Below are 24,321 nucleotides of genomic sequence, written 5' to 3'. Positions count from 1 at the left end.
TACCCGTTTATTGCGTTTCGCTACGGTCATCGTCGCTCCTGTTACTGGCAGTCTCCTGCCAAATGACCGTTTACACAAAACTATTTACACCCTCGTGCCGCCCCGCACAGGGGCATCGCTAATAGACCAATAACAACGCAAGGGAAGGCCAACACAACAAGAGCACCCGCCAAACCAAGGCGCCGCAGGCAAACCCGCATTACTGTCGCGCCGTGCGGCAATTATCCGGCATGGGCAAATTAAAGTTAGTCCGGAACGGATTAATATCAAGCCCCCCACGTCGCGTGTAGCGAGCATAAACGGCGAGTTTCAGCGGCTTGCAAACCTTAAGAACGTCAACAAAAATCCGCTCGACGCACTGCTCATGAAACCCGGTGTGATTCCGATACGAAACGATATACCGCAGGAGCCCAGCATGATCAATCTGCGGTCCAACGTAATGAATCTGCACACTCCCCCAATCAGGCTGCCCGGTAACGGGACAATTCGACTTGAGCAGATTAGAAAACACCGTCTCCTCAACAGGAGCCTCCTCAAGCGCAGCCTTGAGCAACGAAGGATCAGGATGATAAACATCAGTATCGAGATCCAACCGATCCAGCGGCGTGCCTTCAAACTCATCCAGCTGCAACTTGCCAAAATCCATCGGCCCAGTCAGATGCACTGAAACCGTAGCGCCGCAGGCAGCAGAAACATCCCGCTTGATCGTATCCCGCACCACCTCAAACGACTCAAACGAACTCTGCGCGAACGATCCCAGATACAACTTGAACGACTTCGATTCGACAATATTCGGCGAATCCGCCGGCACATAAAAAGTCGCCACCGCAATCTGCGGCTTGCCGCGCCCATTCAGCCAGGAAAGCTCGTAAGCATTCCAGATATCCGTCCCGAAGAACGGCAACTGCGCCCCAATGCCAATCGCCTCGCGCGCGGTCTTGCGTGCGATCGGAAAGAGCAGCGTCGCGTCGTACTGTTCGGTATAGGTGGCAGGTTTGCCCAGCGGTGATTGTTCGGGTGTCATGATGCGTTCACGATGCCACTCAGCACGTGCCCCGTCGCCGTCACGACGCGGGCCGATTCGCAGTGGCCAATTTGATCGTCGAAGAAAAAGTCCGGCTCGAACTCGCGCAAAAATGCGCTCTTGTCGAGACCGCCCAGGAACATCGCTTCGTCGATTTCGATGTTCCACGCCATCAGCGTACGGATCGCCCTTTCATGCGCCGGTGCCGAACGCGCCGTTACCAGCGCCGTCCGGATATGCATTGGTGCTGCCTGCGTTGGCGCAGCCTCGTCCGCCACATTCTGCAAACGGTGCAGCGCCTCCAGCAACGGCTTGAGCGGCCCATCGGCTAACGGCAGATCCTTGTTGTGGATCTCATGGCCCAAAAACGCCCGCAAGCCTTCCTGCTGAAATACACGCTCGGCTTCGTCGGAAAACAGCACGGCGTCGCCGTCGAAGGCAATGCGGATTTCGTCCGGATACTTGCTCGCCATTTTCGCCGATTCCGGCAATACGCGCGCAGCCGGAAATCCGGCGGCCAGCGCATCGCGCACGTCGTCCTGATTGGCGGACAGAAACAGCGATGCGTTCAGCGGTTTCAGATACCCAAACGGCGCACGTCCACGCGTAAAGACGCCGCGCTCGATCGCGAGGCCGTGTTCGCGGCACGAGTGAAACGCGCGCAGCCCGCTAATGGGATCGCTACGCGACAGTATCACCACTTCCACCCGGTGCGCGCCCGCGTTCAGTGCCAGCAACTTGCGGATCAGCGGAAACGCCACGCCCGGTTTGGCGGGCACACTTAGCCGCTCACGCTGCAGCGTTTCGTAGCTGTGCAGGTCGCCTTCTTCGTACACGCGGTTCTCTTCTTCGAAGTCGAACAGCGCGCGCGATGAAATCGCGACCACCAGCTTGTCCTGAAGCGTGAATGCCATCGGCGAGGTCCTGTCAGCCTAGGCGAGGAACAACCGGTACACCGGGTTCGTCGTCTCTTCCCAGTACGGATAGCCGAGCGTCGCGAGGAAGCGGTCGAACTCGGGGTTTTCCGTGCCGGGCACCTGGATGCCAACGAGGATCGAGCTGTAATCCGCGCCTTGGTTCCGGTAATGGAACAGGCTGATATTCCAGTTCGGCGCCATCGACGACAGGAATTTCATCAACGCACCCGGCCGTTCCGGGAATTCGAAGCGGAACAGGCGCTCGTCATGCGCGAGCGGCGAACGGCCGCCCACCATGTAACGGATATGCTGCTTCGACAGTTCGTCGCTGGTCAGATCGACGGTGGCAAAGCCGTGCGCCTCGAAGGCGCCCGCGATCTGCGCCGACTCGCTGCGGTTCCTGATCTGCACGCCCACGAAGATATGCGCGGAACTCGCTTCGGCGATACGGTAGTTGAATTCGGTAACGCTGCGAGTGCCGACCAGTTCGCAGAAGCGTTTGAAGCTGCCGCGCTCTTCGGGGATCGTCACGGCGAACACCGCTTCGCGTGCCTCGCCGACCTCGGCGCGTTCGGCCACGAAACGCATCCGGTCGAAATTCATATTGGCGCCGGAGGTGATGGCGATCAGCGTCTGATCCTCGATGCCCTCGCGCTCCGCGTATTGCTTCGCGCCTGCCACCGCCAGCGAGCCGGCGGGTTCCAGCACGCTACGCGTGTCCTGGAACACGTCCTTGATCGCCGCGCACAGGGCGTCGGTGTTCACGATCAGCACGTCGTCGAGGTATTCGCGGCACAGCCGGAACGTTTCCTCGCCAACCAGTTTCACCGCAGTGCCGTCGGAAAAGAGACCCACTTCATTCAGCGTGACACGCTCGCCGGCCTTCAGGGACTGTGCCATCGCACAGGAGTCGTCGGTCTGCACGCCGATCACCTTGATCTCCGGGCGCACCGACTTGACGTATGCGGCAACCCCAGCCGCAAGACCACCGCCGCCGATCGGCACGAAGATCGCGTGAATGGGCCCTTGATGCTGGCTCAGGATCTCCATCGCCACCGTGCCCTGGCCGGCAATCACGTACGGATCGTCGAACGGATGCACGAACGTCAGGCCGCGCTCTTCCTGTAGCTTGGCGGCGTACGTATAGGCGTCGCTGTACGACTCGCCCACCTGCACGACTTCGACCGTGGGGCCGCCATGCGAGCGCACCGCGTCGACCTTCACCTGCGGGGTTGTCACTGGCACCACGATAATCGCCTTCACACCCATGCGCGCCGCCGACAGCGCGACGCCCTGTGCGTGATTGCCCGCCGAAGCCGTAATCACACCGCGCTCCAGCGCTTCGGCCGGAATGTGCGCCATCTTGTTATATGCGCCACGTACCTTGAACGAGAACACCGGCTGGTTGTCTTCGCGCTTCAGGTAAATCGGGTTGCGCAGCCGTGCCGACAGATTCGGCGCATGTTCGAGTTCGGTCTCGTGGGCGACGTCGTAGACGCGCGCGGTCAGGATTTTCTTCAGATAGTCGTGGGAAGCCATGCGGGTGGCGCGGTGCGCTGTGTGAGACGGGAAAGGTCAATGATAGCGCCAACGGCCCGCGCTCTGGCCTCGGCCGTATGGCCAACGCGCAGGAAAGATCCGGAAACACCACCCGCCCGACCGTTCGGTCGAAGAATTGTGGACTCACCAGTTTGAAGATATTTCCTCGCCTGGTCGTGTAAAAGCCCTGCCAGAGCGTGATTCGAGCGTCAACGCGCGTGCGGATGATGCGGTAGAATTCGATTTTGGAACAAGGATCGGAAGATGCACTGGCAGCCTCAGATCGCCCATTTGATGCCCGTCCCGCGTGGGTCCCGTCCCGCGGCGCAGAGGCACGTCTGTTGTGCGCGATCGTGTAGCTGCATCTGAGTGCCACGAAGCGGCCGGCGTGTATCGCCCGCCGGCAGGTGCTTCGGCCAACTAGAAGATTTCCAGAATTGCGCCCCACGCGCACCGTCAGCCAGCGCCTCCTCAGTATCGATTAGCGAGCGCGCCCAGTTGACCTACCGAGTCGTCCAAACATGAACGCACCTCAAGTATTCGATCCGCACGGAGCCGCCGCTGCGGTGGCCGCCGCCCCTGAAGCGCGTCTGCGCGAAATTCCCTATAACTACACCTCGTTTTCCGACCGTGAGATCGTTATCCGCCTGCTGGGTAACGAAGCGTGGGATGCGCTGGCCGAGTTGCGCGCCGAACGGCGCACCGGCCGCTCTGCACGCATGCTGTACGAAGTGCTCGGCGACATCTGGGTGGTCCGCCGCAATCCTTACCTGCAGGACGACCTGCTCGACAACCCCAAGCGCCGTGTGTTGCTGATCGAAGCGTTGCACCATCGTCTGTCGGAGATCGAGAAACGGCGTCGCGCCGATTTGACCGAGCACGGCGACGAAGCGGGGGTAGACCGCGCTGCACGCGTGGAAACGCTGGTGGTTGCAGCGCGCCGCGCCGTGGATGACTTCGCCAACGAGTTCGACAAGACCGCTGAGCTGCGCCGCCGTGCCACCAAGGTGCTGGGCCGCGTCACGCAGAAAGACAACATCAAGTTCGACGGGCTGTCACGCGTCTCGCATGTGACCGATGCGACCGACTGGCGCGTCGAATATCCGTTTGTCGTGCTGACGCCGGACACGGAAGTCGAGATCGCCGGCATGATCAAGGCCTGCTTCGAACTCGGTCTGACGGTGATTCCGCGAGGGGGCGGCACGGGTTACACGGGTGGGGCGGTGCCGCTCACGCCGTTCTCTGCGGTCATCAATACCGAAAAGCTCGAGCAACTCGACGCGGTCGAATTGACCGACCTGCCTGGCGTGCCGAACAAGGTCGCGACCATTTTCTCGGGCGCTGGTGTTGTCACGCGCCGCGTGACTGAAGCCGCCGAGCAGGCTGGTTACGTGTTCGCGGTTGATCCGACCTCGCTCGACGCCTCATGCATTGGCGGCAACGTCGCCATGAACGCAGGTGGCAAGAAGGCCGTGCTGTGGGGCACGGCGCTGGACAATCTCGCCTGGTGGCGCATGGTCGACCCGGAAGGCAACTGGCTCGAAGTCACGCGCCTTGACCACAACATGGGCAAGATCCATGACATCGAGGTGGCCCGCTTCGAACTGAAGTGGTTCGACGGCGAATACGCGCCCGGTGAAAAGCTGCTGCGCACCGAATCGCTCGACATCAAGGGCCGTGTGTTCCGCAAGGAAGGCCTCGGCAAGGACGTCACGGATAAATTCCTCGCCGGCCTGCCTGGTATCCAGAAGGAAGGATGCGATGGCCTGATCACGTCGGCGCGCTGGGTGCTGCACAAGATGCCCGCCCATACGCGCACCGTCTGCCTCGAATTCTTCGGCCAGGCGCGCGATGCGATTCCGAGCATCGTCGAAATCAAGGACTACCTGTTCGAAACGTCGAAGCAGGGCGGTGCGATTCTCGCCGGCCTCGAACACCTCGACGAACGCTATCTGCGCGCGGTCGGCTACGCGACCAAGAGCAAGCGCAACGCGTTTCCGAAGATGGTGCTGATCGGCGATATCGTCGGTAACGATGCGGATGCGGTGGCGCAAGCCACCTCGGAAGTCGTGCGCATGGCTAACGGCAAGAGCGGCGAAGGCTTCGTCGCGGTGAACGCCGAGGCGCGCAAGCGCTTCTGGCTCGACCGCAGCCGCACGGCCGCGATTGCGAAGCACACCAACGCGTTCAAGATCAACGAAGACGTGGTGATTCCGCTCAACCGCATGGGCGAGTACACGGACGGGATCGAACGCATCAACATCGAACTGTCGATCAAGAACAAGCTGCAACTGCTCGACGCGCTCGAAACGTTCTTCAAAGGCGGCAAGCTGCCGCTCGGCAAGAGCGACGATGCCAACGAAATTCCAAGCGCCGAACTGCTGGAAGACCGCGTGCAGCATGCGCTCGAGTTGCTCAAGCAGGTCCGCGCGCGCTGGGAATTTCTGCGCGACAAGCTCGATCTGTCGTTGCGCGAGGCGCAGCACTACATGGTTCAGCTCGGCTACGCGGGGCTCGCGGAGAAGTTCGCGGACAGGGTCGATGCGCAGCCTAGCGTGACGGTCTTCGACGTGACGCAGGACCGCACCGTGCGCGTGTCGTGGAAGCAGGAAGTTCGTGCGGAGTTGCGCCAGATCTTCAACGGCGGCGAATTCAAGCCGATTCTCGAAGAGGCACAGGCCATTCATAAGCGAGTGTTGCGCGGCCGCGTGTTCGTCGCGCTGCACATGCACGCGGGTGACGGCAACGTGCACACGAACATCCCTGTCAACTCCGACAACTACGAGATGCTGCAGGACGCGCACACGGCCGTCGCGCGCATCATGAAGCTGGCGCGCTCGCTCGACGGTGTGATTTCGGGTGAGCACGGCATCGGCATTACCAAGCTCGAATTCCTGACCGAGGACGAGATTGGCGAATTCCGCAAGTACAAGCAACGCGTCGATCCGCACGGCCGGTTCAATGCCGGCAAGCTGCTCGAAGGTGCGGATCTGCGTAATGCCTACACGCCGAGCTTCGGGCTGATGGGCTATGAATCGCTGATCATGCAGCAGAGCGATATCGGCGCGATCTCCGAGTCGATCAAGGACTGTCTGCGTTGCGGCAAGTGCAAGCCGGTGTGCGCGACCCACGTGCCGCGCGCCAACCTGCTGTACAGCCCGCGCAACAAGATTCTCGCCACGTCGCTGCTGGTCGAGGCGTTCCTGTACGAAGAGCAGACGCGCCGCGGCGTATCCATCAAGCACTGGGACGAGTTCAACGACGTCGCCGATCACTGCACGGTCTGTCACAAATGCGTGACGCCGTGTCCGGTGAAGATCGACTTCGGCGATGTCACGATGAACATGCGCAACCTGCTGCGCAAGATGGGCAAGAAGAAGTTCAATGCGGGCAACGCGGCCGGCATGTTCTTCCTCAACGCCACCAATCCGCAGACCATTAACCTCGCGCGCACCGCGATGATGGGCATCGGCTACAAGGCGCAGCGCCTCGGCAACGACGTGCTGAAGAAGTTCGCGAAGAAGCAGACGGCGCATCCGCCCGCTACCGTCGGCAAGCCGAAGGCGGTGGAGCAGGTGATCCACTTCATGAACAAGAAGATGCCGGGAAATCTGCCGAAGAAGACGGCGCGCGCGTTGCTGGACATCGAAGACAACAAGATCGTGCCGATCATCCGCAATCCGAAGACCACTACGGCGGATACGGAAGCGGTGTTCTATTTCCCGGGCTGCGGCTCCGAGCGTCTGTTCTCGCAGGTGGGCCTGGCGACCCAGGCCATGCTGTGGGAAGCGGGCGTGCAGACGGTGCTGCCGCCGGGTTATCTGTGCTGCGGTTATCCGCAGCGCGGTTCGGGCCAGTTCGACAAGGCGGAGAAGATTGTCACGGATAACCGTGTGCTGTTCCACCGCGTCGCCAACACGCTGAACTACCTCGACATCAAGACGGTGGTGGTGTCGTGTGGCACGTGTTACGACCAGCTCGCCGGTTATGAATTCGAAAAGATTTTCCCCGGTTGCCGGATTATCGACATTCACGAATTCCTGCTCGAAAAGGGCATGAAGCTCGATGGCGTCAATGGCATGCGCTACATGTATCACGACCCATGCCACACGCCGATCAAGACGATGGACCCGGTGAAGCTGGTCAATCAGTTGATGGGCTCGGAGAAGGACGGCTACAAGATCGAAAAGAACGATCGTTGCTGTGGCGAATCCGGCACACTCGCGGTGACGCGTCCGGACGTTTCGACGCAGGTCCGTTTCCGCAAGGAAGAGGAAATCCGCAAGGGCGCGGCCAAGCTGCGCGGCATTCCGCTGGTGGCGGAAGCTGGCGCCAACGGGATCAACCCGGCCAATGCTTCGGCCGGTGCAGCGGGCGCGCCGGATGGCTCGGTGCTCAAGGCCGGCGACGGTCCGACGCCCAACGGCGCCACCGAAATCAAGATCCTCACGAGCTGCCCGTCCTGCCTGCAAGGGCTGTCGCGCTACAACGAGGACGCCAACATCGAGGCGGACTACATCGTCGTCGAGATGGCGCGCCACGTGCTGGGTGAAGACTGGATGGCCGATTACGTCCAGCGTGCGAACAATGGCGGAATCGAGCGCGTGCTGGTTTAATGGCACGACTGACGATTTCCGCTTGAGGACGACGATGGACTGTGTATTTTGCCGTGAAGATGGCGGCGACGTGCTGTGGCAGGACGATACGATGCGTGTCGTCCTTGCCGACGAACACGATTACCCGGGCTTCTGCCGGGTGATCTGGAACAGGCACGTTGCCGAGTTTTCGGATCTTGCCGAGAGTGATCGCGACCGTGTGATGCGCGCGGTGTATGCGGTCGAACGCGCCATGCGGCGCATCCTGCAACCGGTCAAGGTGAATCTGGCGAGCCTCGGCAACCAGGTGCCGCACGTGCACTGGCACGTGATTCCGCGTTTCTCTAACGACGCCCATTTTCCACTGCCGATCTGGGCGCCGCGCCAGCGCACGGTGTCGGAGGCGCTGCTGTCGTCACGCCGGGCGCAGGCGACGTTGCTGCGCGATGCGGTGCGGCAGGAAATCGAACAAGCTTTGGCCTGAGGTCAACATGAGTGGACTGACTCGCGACACACCGGTGCCAACCGGCGTGGTGGTACATGCCAAATCGCACGCGCTCGAACTGCAATACGCAAACGGCGAATCGTTCCGCGTGCCGTTCGAACTGCTGCGGGTGTACTCGCCTTCGGCGGAAGTGCGTGGCCACGGGCCGGGGCAGGAGACGCTGCAGACCGGCAAGCGCGAGGTGACGATCACCTCCATAGAGGGCGTGGGCAACTACGCCTTGCAGCCGACCTTCTCGGATGGCCACTCTACCGGGCTCTATTCGTGGGATCTGCTGTATGACATCGCCACCCGCCAGGATGAACTCTGGCGCGAATATCTCGACAAACTGAAAGCGGCCGGTGTCGACCGCGACGCGCCGATGGCGTCAGCCAGCGCCCCGCACGGTCATTGTCACTGATACGATTCGGCCTGACGCCACACTGATGCGGCGCAACATTCAAAAATACGCGAAAGGACGAACGCGATGAGCAAAACCCACTTCGGCTTTCAGACGGTAGACGAACAGGAAAAAGCGCAGAAGGTGGCCGGCGTGTTCCACTCTGTCGCCTCCAACTACGACCTGATGAACGACCTGATGTCGGGCGGTCTGCACCGGGCGTGGAAGATGTTCACGATTGCCCAGGCGAACGTCCGGCCGGGCTATAAGGTGCTGGATATCGCCGGCGGCACGGGTGACCTGTCCAAGGAATTCGCCAAAAAGGCGGGGCCGACCGGCGAGGTCTGGCACACGGACATCAATGAATCGATGCTGCGCGTGGGCCGCGACCGCCTGCTCGATAAAGGCATCGTGACGCCGGCGCTGTTGTGCGACGCGGAAAAAATCCCCTTTCCAGACAACTACTTCGACGTGGTGACGGTGGCGTTCGGCTTGCGCAACATGACCCACAAGGATATCGCGCTGGCAGAAATGCGCCGCGTGCTGAAGCCGGCCGGCCGTCTGCTGGTGCTCGAATTCTCGAAAGTGTGGGATCCGCTGAAAAAAGTCTACGACGTCTATTCGTTCAAGGTGCTGCCGTGGCTCGGCGACCGCTTTGCGAAAGACGCGGAGAGCTACCGCTACCTGGCGGAATCGATCCGGATGCACCCGGACCAGGAAACTTTAAAGACGATGATGGAACAAGCTGGCCTCGACGGCGTCAAATATTACAATCTGTCAGCTGGTGTGGTAGCTTTACACGTGGGGACCAAATACTAGGGTCCCTAACCCATCGTTTTTAAAGGAAAATTTCATCATGTCCGATTCGCGTTTGTTATCTTCCCGTAATGTTAAGGGGTCGCTGGCGAGAAGAATCGGACTGGCAGTGATGGTCGGTCTGATCGCGTTCGCCACCGTTGCCTCGCTCGACGCCGAGGCGCGGCGCCTGGGTGGCGGGCGCAGCATCGGCCGTCAGCAGTCGAGCGCGATGCAGCGGCAAACCACGCCGCCGGCCCAATCTCCGCAGCAGGCACAGCAATCGGCACAAGCCGCCCAGGCGCAGCGCGCGCAACCGGCGCCGACGCCGGCCGCCGCGCCTAACCGCTCGCGCTGGCTCGGGCCGATCGCGGGTCTGGCCGCTGGCCTCGGTATCGCCGCGCTGCTTTCGCACTTTGGGATGGGTGAGGCGTTTGCCGGCGCCATGGCCAATATGCTCGTGATAGCCGCCATCGCGATGCTGGCGATCTGGCTGATCCGCCGTTTTGTGGCCCGCAAGCGCGATGCCGCAGCACCTGCCTATGCGGGCACCGCGCCCAGTTTGAACGCTGGACGTAACGGCTACTCGCAGGAGCCGAGCTTCACCGAGGCGCCGTCGGCGCAAAACGGCTTTTACCGCGAGCCGCAGGTCAATACCGCTTCGGCTACGCTCGCGATGCCTGTCGTTCCCGCCGGTTTCGACTCGCAAGCGTTTGTCCGCAATGCGAAGGTCTACTTCGTGCGCTTGCAGGCCGCGTGGGACGTGGGCAACATCGCCGATATCCGCGAATTCACGACGCCCGAAATGTTCGCCGAAGTGAAGATCGACCTCGACTCACGCGGGTCAGAGCCCACTCTGACTGACGTGGTGCAGTTGAACGCCGAGTTGCTGGGTGTCGAAGACCGCGGCAGTGAATATCTGGCCAGCGTGCGCTTCTCCGGCCTGATCCGCGAGAACTCGGGCGCGCCCGCCGAGCCGTTCGTGGAAATCTGGAACCTGTCGAAGTCGAGCCGCGCAGGGGAAGGGTGGTTGCTCGCCGGTATCCAGCAGGCGGGGGTCGGTCAGGCCACCTCCGCGCATTGACGTGACGCGTTGCGCATTGGCTGTTCGGCCGACTAAGCCGCGAAGCGAACGGACGTTACAATAGGAACCCGCGCGGGCACATCGCCCGCGCGGGTTTTTTCTTGCCACTCTCAATGACCCTCGCCGCCAAGCCCTTCGCTGCTGCCGTCAATCACCTGCTCGCCCGCGAATCGTGGGCCCGCGAGCGCCTCGCCCCCTATGCCGGCAAGACCGCCCGGCTGAGCTGTCCGCCGGTCATTCTGATGCTGCTCGTCCAGCCTGACGGCTATCTGGCCGCGGTCGACGAAACGCAAACGCAGCAGTTCGACGTCACCATCTCGGTGCCGCCCGAGGCGCTGCCGGCCTTTGTACAGGGCGGTCAGGCGGCGGTGATGAAGCATGTGAAGATCGAAGGTGACGCGGAATTCGCCACGGTGATCGCGAAGCTGGCCGAGCATCTGCGCTGGGAACCGGAGGAAGACCTGGCGCGGCTGATCGGCGACGGTCCGGCCTGGCGGGTCGCCTCGGTGGCGCGCTCGGTCGGTGAGCATGCGCGCCGCACCGGGCGCAATCTGCTCGACTCGGTGGCCGAATACCTGCTCGATGAGAATCCGCAACTAGTGCGCCGCGCCGCGCTTGACGACTTCAATGCCGACCTCGCCAGCGCCCGCGATGCACTGGCACGCGTCGAAAAACGTCTCGAGCGTCTTGAAAAGAAGGTCGAAGCCCGCGGCGCCAATGCGCCGGGCGGCGCCGCCACGTCGCGCGGCACGCGCTAGTCACCGGGCTCAACCATGCGTTTTCTGCGTTTCCTCAAAATTTTCTTTACGGTTATCCGCTTCGGTCTCGATGAGATGATGCTCAGCCGTATCAACGACCGCCGCGTGCGGTTGTTGCTGCGCATCACCACGATCGGCCGTAAGTTCGACCAGCCGCCAGGCGTGCGGCTGCGTCTCGCGCTCGAAAGCCTCGGGCCGATTTTTGTGAAGTTCGGCCAGGTGTTGTCGACCCGGCGCGACCTGCTGCCTGTCGATATCGCTAACGAGTTGGCCAAGCTGCAGGACCAGGTGCCGCCGTTCCCGTCCGAGGTGGCAATTGGGCTCGTCGAGAAGTCGCTGGGGGCGCCGGTCGACGTGCTGTTCGACGATTTCGAGCGGGTGCCGGTGGCGAGCGCGTCGATCGCGCAGGTGCACTTTGCCAAGGTGAAAGCCGGCCAACATGCAGGCAAGGCCGTGGCGGTGAAGGTGCTGCGCCCGAACATGCTGCCGGTGATCGACTCCGATCTTGCGCTGCTTCGCGATATCGCCGTATGGGCCGAACGCCTGTGGGCCGACGGCAAGCGTCTGAAGCCGCGTGAGGTCGTCGCCGAATTCGACAAATACCTGCACGATGAGCTCGACCTGATGCGCGAGGCCGCTAACGGCAGCCAGTTGCGTCGCAATTTCGCGGGACTCGATCTGCTGCTGGTGCCGGAGATGTACTGGGAGTTCTGCACACCCACCGTGCTGGTGATGGAGCGCATGGTCGGTGTGCCGATCAGTCAGGTGGAAACGCTGCGCGCCGCGGGCGTGGACATCCCGAAGCTGGCTCGCGAAGGCGTCGAAATCTTTTTCACGCAGGTGTTCCGCGACGGCTTTTTCCATGCGGACATGCACCCCGGCAATATCCAGGTCAGTCTCGATCCGGCGCACTTTGGACGCTATATCGCGCTGGACTTTGGCATCATCGGCGCGCTGTCGGACTTCGACAAGAACTACCTCGCGCAGAACTTCCTTGCGTTCTTCAAGCGCGACTACCACCGGGTCGCCACGCTTCACCTCGAGTCGGGCTGGGTGCCGCCCACCACGCGTGTCGAGGAACTCGAAAGCGCAATTCGTGCAGTCTGCGAACCGTACTTCGACCGCGCGCTGAAGGACATTTCGCTGGGTCAGGTGCTGATGCGCCTGTTCTCCACGTCGCGCCGTTTCAACGTCGAGATCCAGCCGCAGCTCGTCCTGTTGCAGAAGACGATGCTGAACGTCGAAGGCCTCGGGCGTTCGCTCGATCCCGAACTCGATTTGTGGAAGACGGCCAAGCCGTATCTCGAACGCTGGATGAACGAGCAGATCGGCCTGCGCGGCTGGCTCGAGCGTTTGAAGATCGAAGCGCCGCAGTGGAGCAAAACGTTGCCGCAACTACCGCGGCTGATCCACCACGTGCTGGCGGAACGTCACGACAACCAGCGCGGCCCGGGCGACGACACGATTCGCCAGATCCTGCTCGAGCAGAAGCGCACCAACCGGCTGTTGCAAGGCTTGCTGATGTTCGGTATTGCGGTCGGCATTGGCGCGGTGGTGGCGCGGGCCTGGCTCGCACTAGTTTATGGTGGATAAAGTGGATCCGTTGAATCCAGCAGGCCCCGATTTCGCCACCCGCGATCCGAACTCGCCGGCATTCTGGGATGAACGCTTTGAACGCGGCTTTACGCCATGGGACCAGGCGGGCGTGCAGGCAGCGTTTCAGACCTTCGCGACGCGCCATCCCGAAGCCGCAGTGCTGATTCCCGGTTGCGGCAGCGCGTGGGAGGCGCTCTGGCTAGCCCGTCAGGGTCGCCGGGTGCAGGCGATCGATTTCTCGTCGGCTGCGGTCGCGACTGCGCGCTCACAGCTAGGCGCATACGCAAACGTCGTCGATCAGGCCGATTTCTTCTCCTGGCAGCCGCCCTTCACCCCAGGCTGGATGTATGAACGCGCATTTCTGTGCGCGTTGCCGAAGGACCGCCGCGCAGATTATGCGCAGCGCATGGCCGAACTTCTGCCGGCGCAGACTCTGCTGGCCGGCTTCTTCTTTCTGGGCGCGACCCCGAAAGGGCCACCGTTCGGAATCGAGCGCGCCGAACTCGACGCCTTGCTGAATCCGCATTTCGAACTGATCGAAGACGAGCCCGTCAGCGACTCGATGCCGGTGTTCGCCGGCCGCGAGCGCTGGCTCACCTGGCGCCGCCGCGCCTCGACGAGGACTTGATCCCACGCTGGGCGCCCCCATATGTGCCCGCGGTGGCTGCGTCGGCCGCCCACTCCTGAAAACCGGGGGTGGGAGATTGTTTGCGGCTATAATTCAAGGCTTTGCAAGCGTTTGCCAGATTAATGTAGGGAAAAGATCATGCCGATCTACGCGTATCGCTGCGAATCATGCGGCTTCGGGAAGGACGTGCTTCAGAAGATGAGCGACGCCCCGTTGACGAACTGCCCCGAGTGCGGAAAAGACACATTCCGCAAGCAGGTGACCGCAGCCGGGTTTCAATTGAAGGGTTCGGGCTGGTATGTAACCGATTTCCGCGGCGGCAACGGCGCGAAGAGCGCAGCGGCGCCGAGTGGCGCGAGCGGCGACAAGGAAGCCGCGCCCGTGAAGTCCGAGGGCGGCTCCGCCGACACCGGTTCGTCGGGCGGCTCGACCGAAAGCTCTACCAGCGCCGCAACACCTGCAGCGCCGGCGGCCGCACCGGCTAGCACCAGCGGCAACGGCTCCGGCAGCGCCTAGCTAGCGTTGCCGCCTCGACGAGGCGGCGCACTCGCCACAACCGGCCCGGCCGGCGTGGCTTTCTGGCGATACACATGACGACGAAAAAAGCGACGCTCAAATCGGTGTTCCTGACCGGCCTGCTGGTGCTGGTGCCGTTGGCCATCACGTTGTGGGTGCTCGGTCTGATTATCGGCACGATGGATCAGACGCTGCTGTTGCTGCCGGAGTCGTGGCAGCCGGAGCGCGCGCTCGGCTTCCGTCTGCCCGGCCTAGGCGCAGTGCTGACGCTGGCGTTTATCTTCATCGTTGGACTGTTGACGCAGAACTTCATCGGGCAGAAGCTCGTGAAGTGGTGGGAGTTGCTGGTCGGCCATATTCCGGTGGTCGGGCCGATCTACACGAGCGTCAAACAGGTGTCCGATACGTTGCTCTCCAGCAGCGGCAATGCGTTTCGCAAGGCCCTGCTCATCGAGTATCCGCGCAAGGGCTCCTATACGATCGCGTTCCTGACCGGGATTCCGGGCGGGGACGTGCTCAACCACCTGAAGGAAGATCACGTCAGCGTGTACGTGCCGACTACGCCGAACCCGACGTCCGGCTTCTTCCTGATGGTGCCGAAGAGCGAAGTGGTCGAACTTGATATGACGGTCGACGCTGCGCTCAAGTACATTGTCTCGATGGGCGTGGTGGCGCCATCCGCGCCACCGGCGCAGCAGGTGCGCCGCTCCACCATCGAACCGCCGATGTAATGCCGGCGCGCATTGTTTCAGTTTCATGAGCTGCGCGCCGTTCAACTAATGCAAAACGAAAGACAAACATCATGTCGATGCGATCTGAATACTGCGGTCTGGTGACCGAAGAACTGCTGGGCCAAACCGTGTCGCTGTGTGGCTGGGTGAGCCGTCGCCGTGATCACGGCGGCGTTATCTTCATCGACCTGCGCGACCGCGAAGGCCTCGTTCAGGTCGTGTGCGACCCCGATCGCGCGGAGATGTTCAAGACCGCTGAAGGCGTGCGCAACGAGTTCTGCGTGCAGATCAAGGGCGTCGTGCGCAATCGTCCGGAAGGCACGACCAACGCTGGCCTGAAGAGCGGCAAGATCGAAGTGCTGTGCCACGAACTGAACGTGCTGAACGCGTCGGTCACGCCGCCGTTCCAGCTCGACGACGACAACCTGTCGGAAACCACGCGTCTCACGCATCGTGTGCTCGACCTGCGCCGTCCGCAGATGCAGCACAACCTGCGTCTGCGTTACCGTGTTTCGATCGAAGTACGCAAGTATCTGGACTCGCTGGGCTTCATCGACATCGAAACGCCGATGCTCACCAAGAGCACGCCCGAAGGCGCGCGCGACTATCTCGTGCCGTCGCGTACCAATGCCGGCCAGTTCTTTGCTCTACCGCAGTCGCCGCAGCTGTTCAAGCAGCTGCTGATGGTCGCTAACTTCGACCGCTACTACCAGATCGTCAAGTGCTTCCGCGACGAAGACCTGCGCGCCGACCGTCAGCCGGAATTCACGCAGATCGACTGTGAAACCTCGTTCCTCTCGGAACAGGAAATTCGCGACCTGTTCGAAGCGATGATCCGTCACGTCTTCAAGGTGACGATCGGCGTTGAACTGGACGAGAAATTCACGGTGATGCAGTACTCGGAAGCCATGCGCCGCTTCGGTTCGGACAAGCCGGACCTGCGCGTGAAGCTCGAATTCACCGACCTGACCGACGCGGTCAAGGACGTCGATTTCAAGGTGTTCAGCACGCCTGCCAACACCAAGGATGGCCGCGTTGCGGCGCTGCGCGTGCCGAAGGGCAGCGAACTTTCGCGTGGCGATATCGACAGCTACACGGAATTCGTGCGCATCTACGGTGCGAAGGGTCTGGCCTGGGTCAAGGTTAACGAAGTCGCCAAGGGCCGCGACGGTCTGCAAAGCCCGATCGTCAAGAACCTGCACGATGAAGCCATCAAGGCCATCATCGAGCGTACCGGCGCGCAAGACGGCGACATCATTTTCTTCGCGGCGGATCGCGCGAAGGTCGTCAACGACAGCCTCGGCGCACTGCGTCTGAAGATCGGTCATTCCGAATTCGGCAAGGCCAACGGCCTCGTCGAAACCGGCTGGAAGCCGCTGTGGGTGGTGGACTTCCCGATGTTCGAATACGACGAAGAAGAAAACCGTTACGTCGCCGCGCATCACCCGTTCACGAGCCCGAAGGACGAGCACCTCGAGTATCTGGAAACGGATCCGGCCCGCTGCCTCGCCAAGGCCTATGACATGGTGTTGAACGGCTGGGAAATCGGCGGCGGTTCGGTGCGTATTCACCGCGAAGAAGTGCAGAGCAAGGTGTTCCGCGCGCTCAAGATCAATGCGGAAGAAGCACGCGCCAAGTTCGGCTTCCTGCTCGACGCGCTGCAATACGGCGCGCCGCCGCACGGTGGTATCGCGTTTGGTCTGGACCGCATCATCACGATGATGGCCGGCGCCGACTCGATCCGCGACGTAATCGCGTTCCCGAAGACGCAGCGCGCACAGGACCTGCTCACGCAGGCGCCGAGCGAAGTGGACGAGCGCCAGTTGCGCGAGTTGCACATCCGTCTGCGTCAGCCGGAAGCGAAGGCGTAAGGCTGCATGCTCGCTGTCTGAGCGGCTCATCCAGCGGTTCAATGGGCCGCGGTCAAGCAAACGAAAAAGGCGCGTCACGCGCCTTTTTCGTTTTTTGCGTTACAGTCGGAGCAACGGGTGAAACAATAGCCCAGATAAAGCCGTCGACCGACATGTACCGCGCGCAGTACGCGCCTAGTCTTATCGCCATGCCGAAACCGCCGAAGATTCCCGAATCCGTACTTGTGGTGATCCATACGCCGGAGTTAGATGTGCTGCTCATCGAGCGTGCCGATCGCGCGGGTTTCTGGCAATCGGTGACGGGCTCGAAAGACACGCTCGACGAGCCGCTTGCCTCGACCGCTATACGCGAAGTGGCCGAGGAAACCGGTATCGTGATCGGCAGCTCCGCTGTGCCCCGCGAGGCGCTGTTCGACTGGCAGTATCAGATCGAGTACGAGATTTATCCCGTCTGGCGGCATCGTTACGCCGAGGGCGTGACACACAACACCGAACACTGGTTCAGCCTCGAGGTGCCGCAGCGTTGCGAGGTGACGCTCGCGCCGCTCGAGCACACCGCGCACCTCTGGCTGCCGCATGAAGAAGCCGCGGAGCGCTGCTTCTCCTCGTCCAACGCCGACGCGATTTTGCAGTTGCCGCAGCGCCTGAAAAGGCGGCTCCGATGACGGCCGGCGGTTCGCGGCATTTCGAGCGGCTTCGGCAAACCCTGTTCGGTCGTCGTTACTGGTCGAAGTTCCGCTTCACCGCCGGTAACGAAGTCCAACTGTTCCGCTCCGGGGAGGCGTTTTTTACTTCGTTGATCGCGCGCGTCGATGCGGCGGAGAAAGATGTCGTTCTCGAAACCTACATCTTCTGCAATGACGACGCCGGCCAGGCGGTCAGTGCCGCGTTGCTGCGCGCCGCCGCCCGCGGCGTGCGTGTGCGCGTGATCACCGACGGCATCGGCACCGCCCGTCTGCCGATCTTCCACGACTGGCCCGAGCGCGGCATCGAGCATCGGATCTACAACCCGCATCTGTTTGGCCGCTTCGGTTTTTCGCGCACGCATCGCAAGCTGGCCGTGGTCGACGATCAGTTCGCCTGGTGCGGCGGCATCAATATCGTCGATGACTACGAGAACGACGGTGCGCGTTTGCCGTATCGGCGCTGGGACTTTGCGGTCGAGCTGCAGGGGCCGGTGGTCGCCGATGTCCGCGAGGCGTTCGAGAGCCAATGGCACCGGATCCGTTTCGGTCACCGTCCGGTCGAAGCGCTGCAGCCCGATTTCACCTTCAAGGACGACACCAGTTCCGGCGCACCGGCCCGCGGCCACAACCGCAGCGCCGATCTGCGCGGCGTTGGCGAACCCGCGGTGGCGTTCGTCGCGCGCGACAACCTGATCAACCGCCGCGCCATCGAGAAGGCTTACCTCACCGCGATCGGTCAGGCGCGCACCGAGGTGCTGCTCGCCAATCCCTACTTCATGCCGGGCCGCAAGCTGCGCCGTGCGCTGGTGTTCGCGGCGCGGCGTGAGGTGGACGTGAAGCTGATCATCGGCAGGAAGGAGTTTGCCGCGCTCGATTACGCAGTGCCTTTCCTGTACCGCTCGTTGCTGAAGGCCGGCGTGAAGATCGCCGAATACGAAAAGACGATGCTGCACGGCAAGGTGGCCGTTGTCGATTCGGCCTGGGGTACAGTGGGCTCGTCGAATCTCGACGCGCTGAGTCTTATGCTGAACAACGAGGCCAACGTCGTGCTAGTGCATGACCCGCAAATCAAGGCGTTGCGCGAGGCGATCCTGACTGCCTTCGACGAGTCGCGCCGTATCGATATCGAGCACTACGAGGCCCGTCCTGCAGGCGAGCGCGCGCTGAACTGGCTGGCCTACAACACCTACCGCGTCGTGATGAAACTGCTGACGGTCGGCGGGTACGACTAGACCGGTTTTGCCGCAAGCAAGCTCGGGAACGGATGATGTCATTGCTCGACCGCGATGCTCTGGCGCTGAATGAATCATGCACGCGGTCGCCCCGAGGCCCAGGGCAAACCCGCCTGCCCGAACGTCCCCTGCGCGTCCATCGCGCCAAATCGCCCCGGGAGTTGCGACACGCGTCAAACCGGATCGCGCCGACAAGACAAACCCCTCTAAAAAAATCTCCCGCGTCCGATAGACGTATGACGCAAAATTGATGCTCCGGTTAGAAACCGGTTTCTAATAAAGTCCTTGTTTCGCGGACGGCAGCACTCAATAATAGTACGGCCGTTCGATTTTCTTTCGGTCACATAAGAACGGTAAAAACAGCTATGCGAAAAGGCGAACAAACGCGGGTCGCGATTCTCGATGCAGCACTCGATCTGGCAAGCCGCGACGGACTGGAAGGTCTGACGATAGGGCTGCTGGCCGAGCGCATGCAGATGAGCAAGAGCGGCGTGTTTGCGCACTTCGGGTCGCGCGAGGACTTGCAGGTTGAAGTGGTGCGCGAATATCACCGTCGTTTCGAAGACGAGGTGTTTTTCCCGAGTCTGCGTGAGCTGCGCGGCTTGCCGCGTTTGCGCGCAATGATCTCCCGCTGGATTGAGAAGCGCATCCAGGAAGTGACTACCGGATGCATCTACATCAGCGGTGCGGTCGAGTATGACGACCGCGCGGACAACCCGGTGCGCGAGCAACTGGTGTCGAGCGTGACGATCTGGCGTGCAGCGCTCACCCGGGCCATTTCGCAGGCAATGGAAGAAGGGCATCTGCGTGCGGACACGAACCCGCAACTGATGCTGTTCGAACTGTACAGCTTCACGCTCGGCCTGCATCACGACGCACGCTTCCTGCACTTACCGGATGCAGTGCCTCTGACCTGGGCCGCGCTCGAAAAACTGATTGTTTCGTATCAGAGCGAAAGCCGTTAGCAGGGCAGCCGGATCCGGCGGATCCAGCGGCGCTGAAAAGGTCCGGACACGGACTGGAGTTGACGGCCTGGCTCCTTGTCAAACTTTGGAGAGAGTCATGGGACAGTACGCCGCGCCGTTGCGCGACATGCAATTCGTGTTGCACGAGCTGCTTAATGTCGAAGATGAGATCAAGCAGATGCCGAAGCACGCGGATCTCGATGCCGATACGATCAATGCAGTGCTGGAAGAAGCCGGCAAGTTCTGCTCCGAAGTGCTGTTCCCGCTGAATCAGAGCGGCGACCAGGAAGGCTGCACGTACGTCGGCGACGGCGTCGTGACTACGCCGAAGGGTTTCAAGGAAGCTTATAAGCAATATGTCGAGGCTGGCTGGCCGGCGCTCGGTTGCGATCCGGAATACGGTGGTCAGGGCCTGCCCGCGTTCGTCAACAACGCTCTGTACGAAATGCTTAATTCGGCGAACCAGGCGTGGACGATGTACCCGGGCCTGTCGCACGGCGCGTATGAATGCCTGCATGCGCACGGCACGCCGGAACTGCAGCAGACGTATCTGCCCAAACTCGTCTCCGGTACGTGGACCGGCACGATGTGTCTGACCGAGCCGCATTGCGGCACGGATCTCGGTATCCTGCGCACCAAGGCCGAACCGAACGTCGACGGCTCTTACTCGATCAGCGGCACCAAGATTTTCATCTCCAGCGGCGAACACGACCTCGCGGAGAACATCGTTCACCTGGTGCTCGCGCGTCTGCCGGATGCACCGAAGGGCACCAAGGGCATTTCGCTCTTCATCGTACCTAAGTTCGTGCCGAACGAAGCCGGCGAGCCGGGCGAACGCAATACCGTGAAGTGCGGTTCCATCGAACACAAGATGGGCATCCACGGTAACGCCACCTGCGTGATCAATCTCGACAACGCCAAGGGCTGGCTGGTCGGCGAGCCGAACAAGGGCTTGAACGCAATGTTCGTGATGATGAACGCCGCGCGTCTGGGCGTCGGTATGCAGAGCCTGGGGCTGACCGAAATCGGCTATCAGAACTCGCTGACTTACGCGAAAGAGCGTCTGCAGATGCGTTCGCTGACCGGCCCGAAGGCGCCTGAAAAGGCCGCTGACCCGATCATCGTGCATCCGGATGTGCGCCGCATGCTGCTCACGCAGAAGGCCTACGCCGAAGGCGCGCGCGCGTTCTCATACTGGTCCGCGCTGCATATCGACAAGGAACTGTCGCACGCCGAAGAATCGGTGCGCAAGGACGCGGCCGACCTCGTCGCGCTGCTCACGCCAATCCTGAAAGCGTTCCTCTCGGACAACGCGTTCGAGAGCACCAACCACGCCATGCAGATTTACGGCGGCCACGGCTTCATCGCCGAGTGGGGCATGGAGCAGTACGTGCGCGACGCGCGCATCAACATGATCTACGAAGGCACCAACGCGATCCAGTCGCTCGACCTGCTCGGCCGCAAGGTCCTCGGCGACATGGGCGCGAAGATGAAGAAGTTCGGCAAGCTGGTGACGGAGTTCGTCGAAGCCGAAGGTATCAAGCCGGAAATGCAGGAGTTCGTGAACCCGCTCGCCGACATCGGCGACGAGGTGCAGAAGCTCACCATGGAAATCGGCATGAAGGCCATGCAGAACCCGGACGAAGTCGGCGCCGCCGCGGTGCCGTATCTGCGCACCGTCGGCCATCTGGTGTTCTCGTACTTCTGGGCCCGCATGGCGCGCGTCGCCCTGGACAAGGAAGCGTCCGGCGATCCGTTCTACAAGGCCAAGCTCGCCACCGCGCGCTTCTACTTCGCCAAGCTGCTGCCGGAAACGGCCATGACGATTCGCCAGGCACGCGCCGGTTCGAAGTCGTTGATGGACGTCGAAGAGTCGCTGTTCTAAAGCCACATCACGGCAGGGCCGCGCGTGCCTGAAACGCGCGGCCCTGCCGCCAGCCACACATTGCGAAGCCCGCGTGCACCGCGCGCGAAACCCACGCAAACATTACGCGACACCCGCATAACTCCCCCGGAGGAACGACGTGAGCAATCTGATCATTCGCAAGGTAGCCGTGCTCGGCGCCGGCGTGATGGGCGCGCAGATCGCTGCGCACCTGATCAACGCCAAGGTGCCTGTGCTGCTGTTCGACCTGCCTGCCAAGGAAGGCCCGAAGAACGCGATCGCACTGAAGGCGATCGAGAATCTGAAGAAGCTGTCGCCGGCGCCGTTTGGCGTGAAGGAAGACGCGCAATACATCCAGCCCGCCAACTACGACGACGACATCGAGAAGCTCGCCGAGTGCGATCTCGTGATCGAAGCAATCGCCGAACGGATGGACTGGAAACACGACCTGTACAAGAAAGTCTCGCCGCATATCGCGTCGAACGCGATTTTCGCGAGCAACACGTCGGGTCTGTCGATCACCGAACTGTCGCAAGGTTTCTCGGATGAACTGAAGTCGCGCTTCTGCGGCGTGCACTTCTTCAATCCGCCGCGATATATGCATCTGGTCGAGCTGATTCCGACCGCGGCGACGCGTCCGGAAATTCTCGATCAGCTCGAAACGTTCCTGACGAGCGTGGTTGGCAAGGGCGTCGTGCGTGCGAAAGATACGCCGAACTTCATCGCCAACCGGGTGGGCCTTTTCTCGATCCTCGCGGTCATCACCGAAGCGGCGAAGTTCGGTCTGCGTTTCGACGAGGTGGACGATCTGACGGGCTCGCGTCTGGGCCGCGCGAAGTCGGCAACGTTCCGCACCGCCGACGTGGTCGGTCTCGACACGATGGCGCACGTCATCAAGACAATGCAGGACAACCTGAAGGACGACCCGTTCTTCCCGGTCTACGAAACACCGGCCGTGCTCGCCGAACTCGTGAAGAAGGGTGCGCTCGGTCAGAAGACCGGCGGCGGCTTCTACAAGAAGGAAGGCAAGGCGATCAAGGTGCTCGACCCGAAGACGGGCGAGTATGTCGACGGCGGCGCGAAGGCCGACGAACTGGTGGGCCGCATCCTCAAGCGTCCGCCGGCAGAGCGTCTGAAACTGCTGCGCGAATCGCAACATCCGCAGGCGCAGTTCCTGTGGTCGATCTTCCGCGATGTGTTTCATTACATCGGCGTGCATCTGGAGTCGATCGCCGATAACGCGCGTGATGTCGATCTGGCCATCCGTTGGGGCTTCGGCTGGAATGAAGGTCCGTTCGAAGGCTGGCAGACGGCCGGCTGGAAGCAGGTCGCCGAGTGGGTGCAGGAAGACATCGCCGCAGGCAAGGCGCTGTCGGGCGCGCCGCTGCCGTCGTGGGTGCTTGAAGGTCCGGTTGCCGAGAAGGGCGGCGTGCATACGAACGAAGGTTCGTGGTCGCCGGCTTCGAAGTCTTTCGTGCCGCGTTCTTCCTTGGGCGTCTATGACAAACAGGTGTTCCGTGCGCCGCTGGTCGGCGAGACCGGTGCCGATCCGAAGACTTACGGCAAGACGCTGTTCGAAACCGATGCGGTTCGCGCATGGGTCGACGATCGTGCGGGCGAGGACGACGTCCTGATCGTCTCGTTCAAGAGCAAGATGAACACGATTGGGCCATCGGTAATCGATGGCCTCACGCAAGCGATCGAACTGGCCGAAAAGGAATACAAGGGCCTCGTGGTGTGGCAACCCACGTCGCTGAAGCTCGGTACGCCGGGCGGTCCGTTCTCGGCAGGCGCGAATCTGGAAGAGGCGCTGCCTGCGTTCATGACGGGCGGTGCGAAGGGTATCGAGCCGTTCGTGCAGAAGTTCCAGCAAGGCATGCTGCGCGTGAAGTACGCGAACGTGCCGGTGGTCTCGGCTGTGTCGGGCATCGCGCTCGGCGGCGGTTGCGAACTCGTGCTGCAAAGCGCGAAGCGTGTGGCGCATATCGAGAGCTACATCGGTCTGGTGGAAGTGGGCGTGGGTCTGGTTCCCGCTGGCGGCGGTCTGAAGGAAGCGGCGCTGCGCGCAGCGGAAGCGGCGACGCAGGCTGGTGCCACCAACGATCTCCTGAAGTTCGTGCAGAAGTCGTTTGAAAACGCCGCGATGGCGAAGGTCTCGGCCTCCGCGCTCGACGCCCGTGCAATGGGTTATCTGAAGCCGTCCGACACGATCGTCTTCAACGTGTTTGAGCTGCTCGATGTGGCGAAGAAGGAAGCGCGTGCGCTGGCCGCGGCCGGGTATCGTCCGCCGCTGCGTGTGACGCAGGTGCCGGTTGCAGGCCGCTCGGCGATTGCGACGATCAAGGCGTCGCTCGTCAATATGCGCGATGGCCGTTTCATTAGCGATCACGATTACCTGATCGCGAGCCGTATCGCCGAAGCCGTGTGCGGCGGCGATGTCGAAGCGGGCAGCCTGGTGGATGAAGAATGGCTGCTGAAACTCGAGCGCCGTGCGTTCGTCGACCTGCTCGGCACGCAGAAGACGCAGGAACGGATCATGGGCATGCTGCAAACCGGCAAGCCGGTGCGTAACTAACGCGCGACGATCGCCCGCATAAATCGCATGGGGCCAGAGT

General features: G+C 61.9%; 19 protein-coding genes. 16 read left to right on the top strand and 3 right to left on the bottom strand.

The window, feature by feature from the left end:
- Nucleotides 1–199: 199 nt before the first annotated feature.
- From queF to ilvA, 3 genes are read right to left on the bottom strand one after another with little or no spacing between them, the layout of a single operon-like run.
- Nucleotides 200–1,024, bottom strand: coding sequence for an NADPH-dependent 7-cyano-7-deazaguanine reductase QueF (gene queF, locus P3T24_RS26755; RefSeq protein WP_429439385.1), 825 nt, complete (start codon nt 1,022–1,024; stop codon nt 200–202).
- Complete coding sequence (locus P3T24_RS26750) at nt 1,021–1,938, bottom strand: 5'-nucleotidase (RefSeq protein WP_074263354.1); 918 nt, start codon at nt 1,936–1,938, stop codon at nt 1,021–1,023. The genes queF and P3T24_RS26750 overlap by 4 nt, the downstream gene beginning before the upstream one ends.
- 18 nt (nt 1,939–1,956) lie before the next feature.
- Nucleotides 1,957–3,480, bottom strand: coding sequence for a threonine ammonia-lyase, biosynthetic (gene ilvA / locus P3T24_RS26745; protein ID WP_074263355.1), 1,524 nt, complete (start codon nt 3,478–3,480; stop codon nt 1,957–1,959).
- Nucleotides 3,481–4,001: 521 nt separating this feature from the next.
- On the opposite strand from ilvA, the gene P3T24_RS26740 reads away from it, so the two are divergent.
- The 16 genes from P3T24_RS26740 (at nt 4,002) to P3T24_RS26665 (ending at nt 24,281) form a co-directional block, all read left to right on the top strand.
- Nucleotides 4,002–8,096 carry a DUF3683 domain-containing protein gene (locus P3T24_RS26740; protein WP_429439382.1) on the top strand — a complete coding sequence of 1,365 codons (4,095 nt, stop codon included), beginning with the start codon at nt 4,002–4,004 and terminating at the stop codon, nt 8,094–8,096.
- A gap of 34 nt (nt 8,097–8,130) precedes the next feature.
- Nucleotides 8,131–8,559 carry an HIT family protein gene (locus P3T24_RS26735; protein ID WP_429439380.1) on the top strand — a complete coding sequence of 143 codons (429 nt, stop codon included), beginning with the start codon at nt 8,131–8,133 and terminating at the stop codon, nt 8,557–8,559.
- A 7-nt stretch (nt 8,560–8,566) separates the two neighbouring features.
- Entirely contained in the window at nt 8,567–8,980 is a 414-nt protein-coding gene (locus P3T24_RS26730; RefSeq protein ID WP_429407120.1) for a gamma-butyrobetaine hydroxylase-like domain-containing protein, read from the top strand.
- A gap of 66 nt (nt 8,981–9,046) precedes the next feature.
- On the top strand, nt 9,047–9,778 hold the full coding sequence (ubiE, locus tag P3T24_RS26725; protein WP_074263359.1) for a bifunctional demethylmenaquinone methyltransferase/2-methoxy-6-polyprenyl-1,4-benzoquinol methylase UbiE: 732 nt from the start codon (nt 9,047–9,049) through the stop codon (nt 9,776–9,778).
- Nucleotides 9,779–9,815: 37 nt separating this feature from the next.
- On the top strand, nt 9,816–10,838 hold the full coding sequence (locus tag P3T24_RS26720) for a Tim44 domain-containing protein (protein ID WP_429439377.1): 1,023 nt from the start codon (nt 9,816–9,818) through the stop codon (nt 10,836–10,838).
- Nucleotides 10,839–10,951: 113 nt separating this feature from the next.
- A complete protein-coding gene (locus P3T24_RS26715; protein WP_429407124.1) occupies nt 10,952–11,596 on the top strand; it encodes a ubiquinone biosynthesis accessory factor UbiJ in 645 nt (214 codons plus the stop codon).
- Between the two features lie 15 nt (nt 11,597–11,611).
- On the top strand, nt 11,612–13,189 hold the full coding sequence (ubiB, locus tag P3T24_RS26710) for a ubiquinone biosynthesis regulatory protein kinase UbiB (protein ID WP_074263362.1): 1,578 nt from the start codon (nt 11,612–11,614) through the stop codon (nt 13,187–13,189).
- Nucleotides 13,179–13,820 (top strand): hypothetical protein, encoded by a 642-nt coding sequence (locus P3T24_RS26705; RefSeq protein ID WP_074263363.1) that lies wholly within the window; start codon nt 13,179–13,181, stop codon nt 13,818–13,820. The genes ubiB and P3T24_RS26705 overlap by 11 nt, the downstream gene beginning before the upstream one ends.
- A gap of 138 nt (nt 13,821–13,958) precedes the next feature.
- Nucleotides 13,959–14,336 (top strand): FmdB family zinc ribbon protein, encoded by a 378-nt coding sequence (locus P3T24_RS26700; protein ID WP_074263364.1) that lies wholly within the window; start codon nt 13,959–13,961, stop codon nt 14,334–14,336.
- Nucleotides 14,337–14,410: 74 nt separating this feature from the next.
- Nucleotides 14,411–15,067, top strand: a complete 657-nt coding sequence (locus P3T24_RS26695; RefSeq protein ID WP_074263365.1) for a DUF502 domain-containing protein — start codon at nt 14,411–14,413, stop codon at nt 15,065–15,067.
- Between the two features lie 71 nt (nt 15,068–15,138).
- On the top strand, nt 15,139–16,938 hold the full coding sequence (aspS, locus tag P3T24_RS26690) for an aspartate--tRNA ligase (protein ID WP_074263366.1): 1,800 nt from the start codon (nt 15,139–15,141) through the stop codon (nt 16,936–16,938).
- Nucleotides 16,939–17,126: 188 nt separating this feature from the next.
- Nucleotides 17,127–17,603, top strand: a complete 477-nt coding sequence (nudB, locus tag P3T24_RS26685) for a dihydroneopterin triphosphate diphosphatase (RefSeq protein WP_429439412.1) — start codon at nt 17,127–17,129, stop codon at nt 17,601–17,603.
- Between the two features lie 41 nt (nt 17,604–17,644).
- The gene (gene clsB / locus P3T24_RS26680; RefSeq protein ID WP_429439409.1) at nt 17,645–18,856 is read left to right on the top strand and encodes a cardiolipin synthase ClsB; all 1,212 of its coding nucleotides are present in this window, start codon (nt 17,645–17,647) and stop codon (nt 18,854–18,856) included.
- A 365-nt stretch (nt 18,857–19,221) separates the two neighbouring features.
- Nucleotides 19,222–19,821, top strand: coding sequence for a TetR/AcrR family transcriptional regulator (locus P3T24_RS26675; RefSeq protein WP_429439374.1), 600 nt, complete (start codon nt 19,222–19,224; stop codon nt 19,819–19,821).
- Nucleotides 19,822–19,918: 97 nt separating this feature from the next.
- Nucleotides 19,919–21,706 carry an acyl-CoA dehydrogenase C-terminal domain-containing protein gene (locus tag P3T24_RS26670; protein ID WP_429439371.1) on the top strand — a complete coding sequence of 596 codons (1,788 nt, stop codon included), beginning with the start codon at nt 19,919–19,921 and terminating at the stop codon, nt 21,704–21,706.
- Between the two features lie 139 nt (nt 21,707–21,845).
- Nucleotides 21,846–24,281, top strand: a complete 2,436-nt coding sequence (locus P3T24_RS26665) for a 3-hydroxyacyl-CoA dehydrogenase/enoyl-CoA hydratase family protein (protein WP_429439368.1) — start codon at nt 21,846–21,848, stop codon at nt 24,279–24,281.
- The last annotated feature ends 40 nt before the right edge of the window (nt 24,282–24,321 follow it).

Origin of the sequence: Paraburkholderia sp. GAS33 (assembly GCF_050436645.1) — a bacterium.
Lineage (GTDB): Bacteria > Pseudomonadota > Gammaproteobacteria > Burkholderiales > Burkholderiaceae > Paraburkholderia > Paraburkholderia phenazinium_B.
Note: the sequence above shows the minus strand (reverse complement) of the source record. Positions and strands in the feature narration are given on the sequence as shown.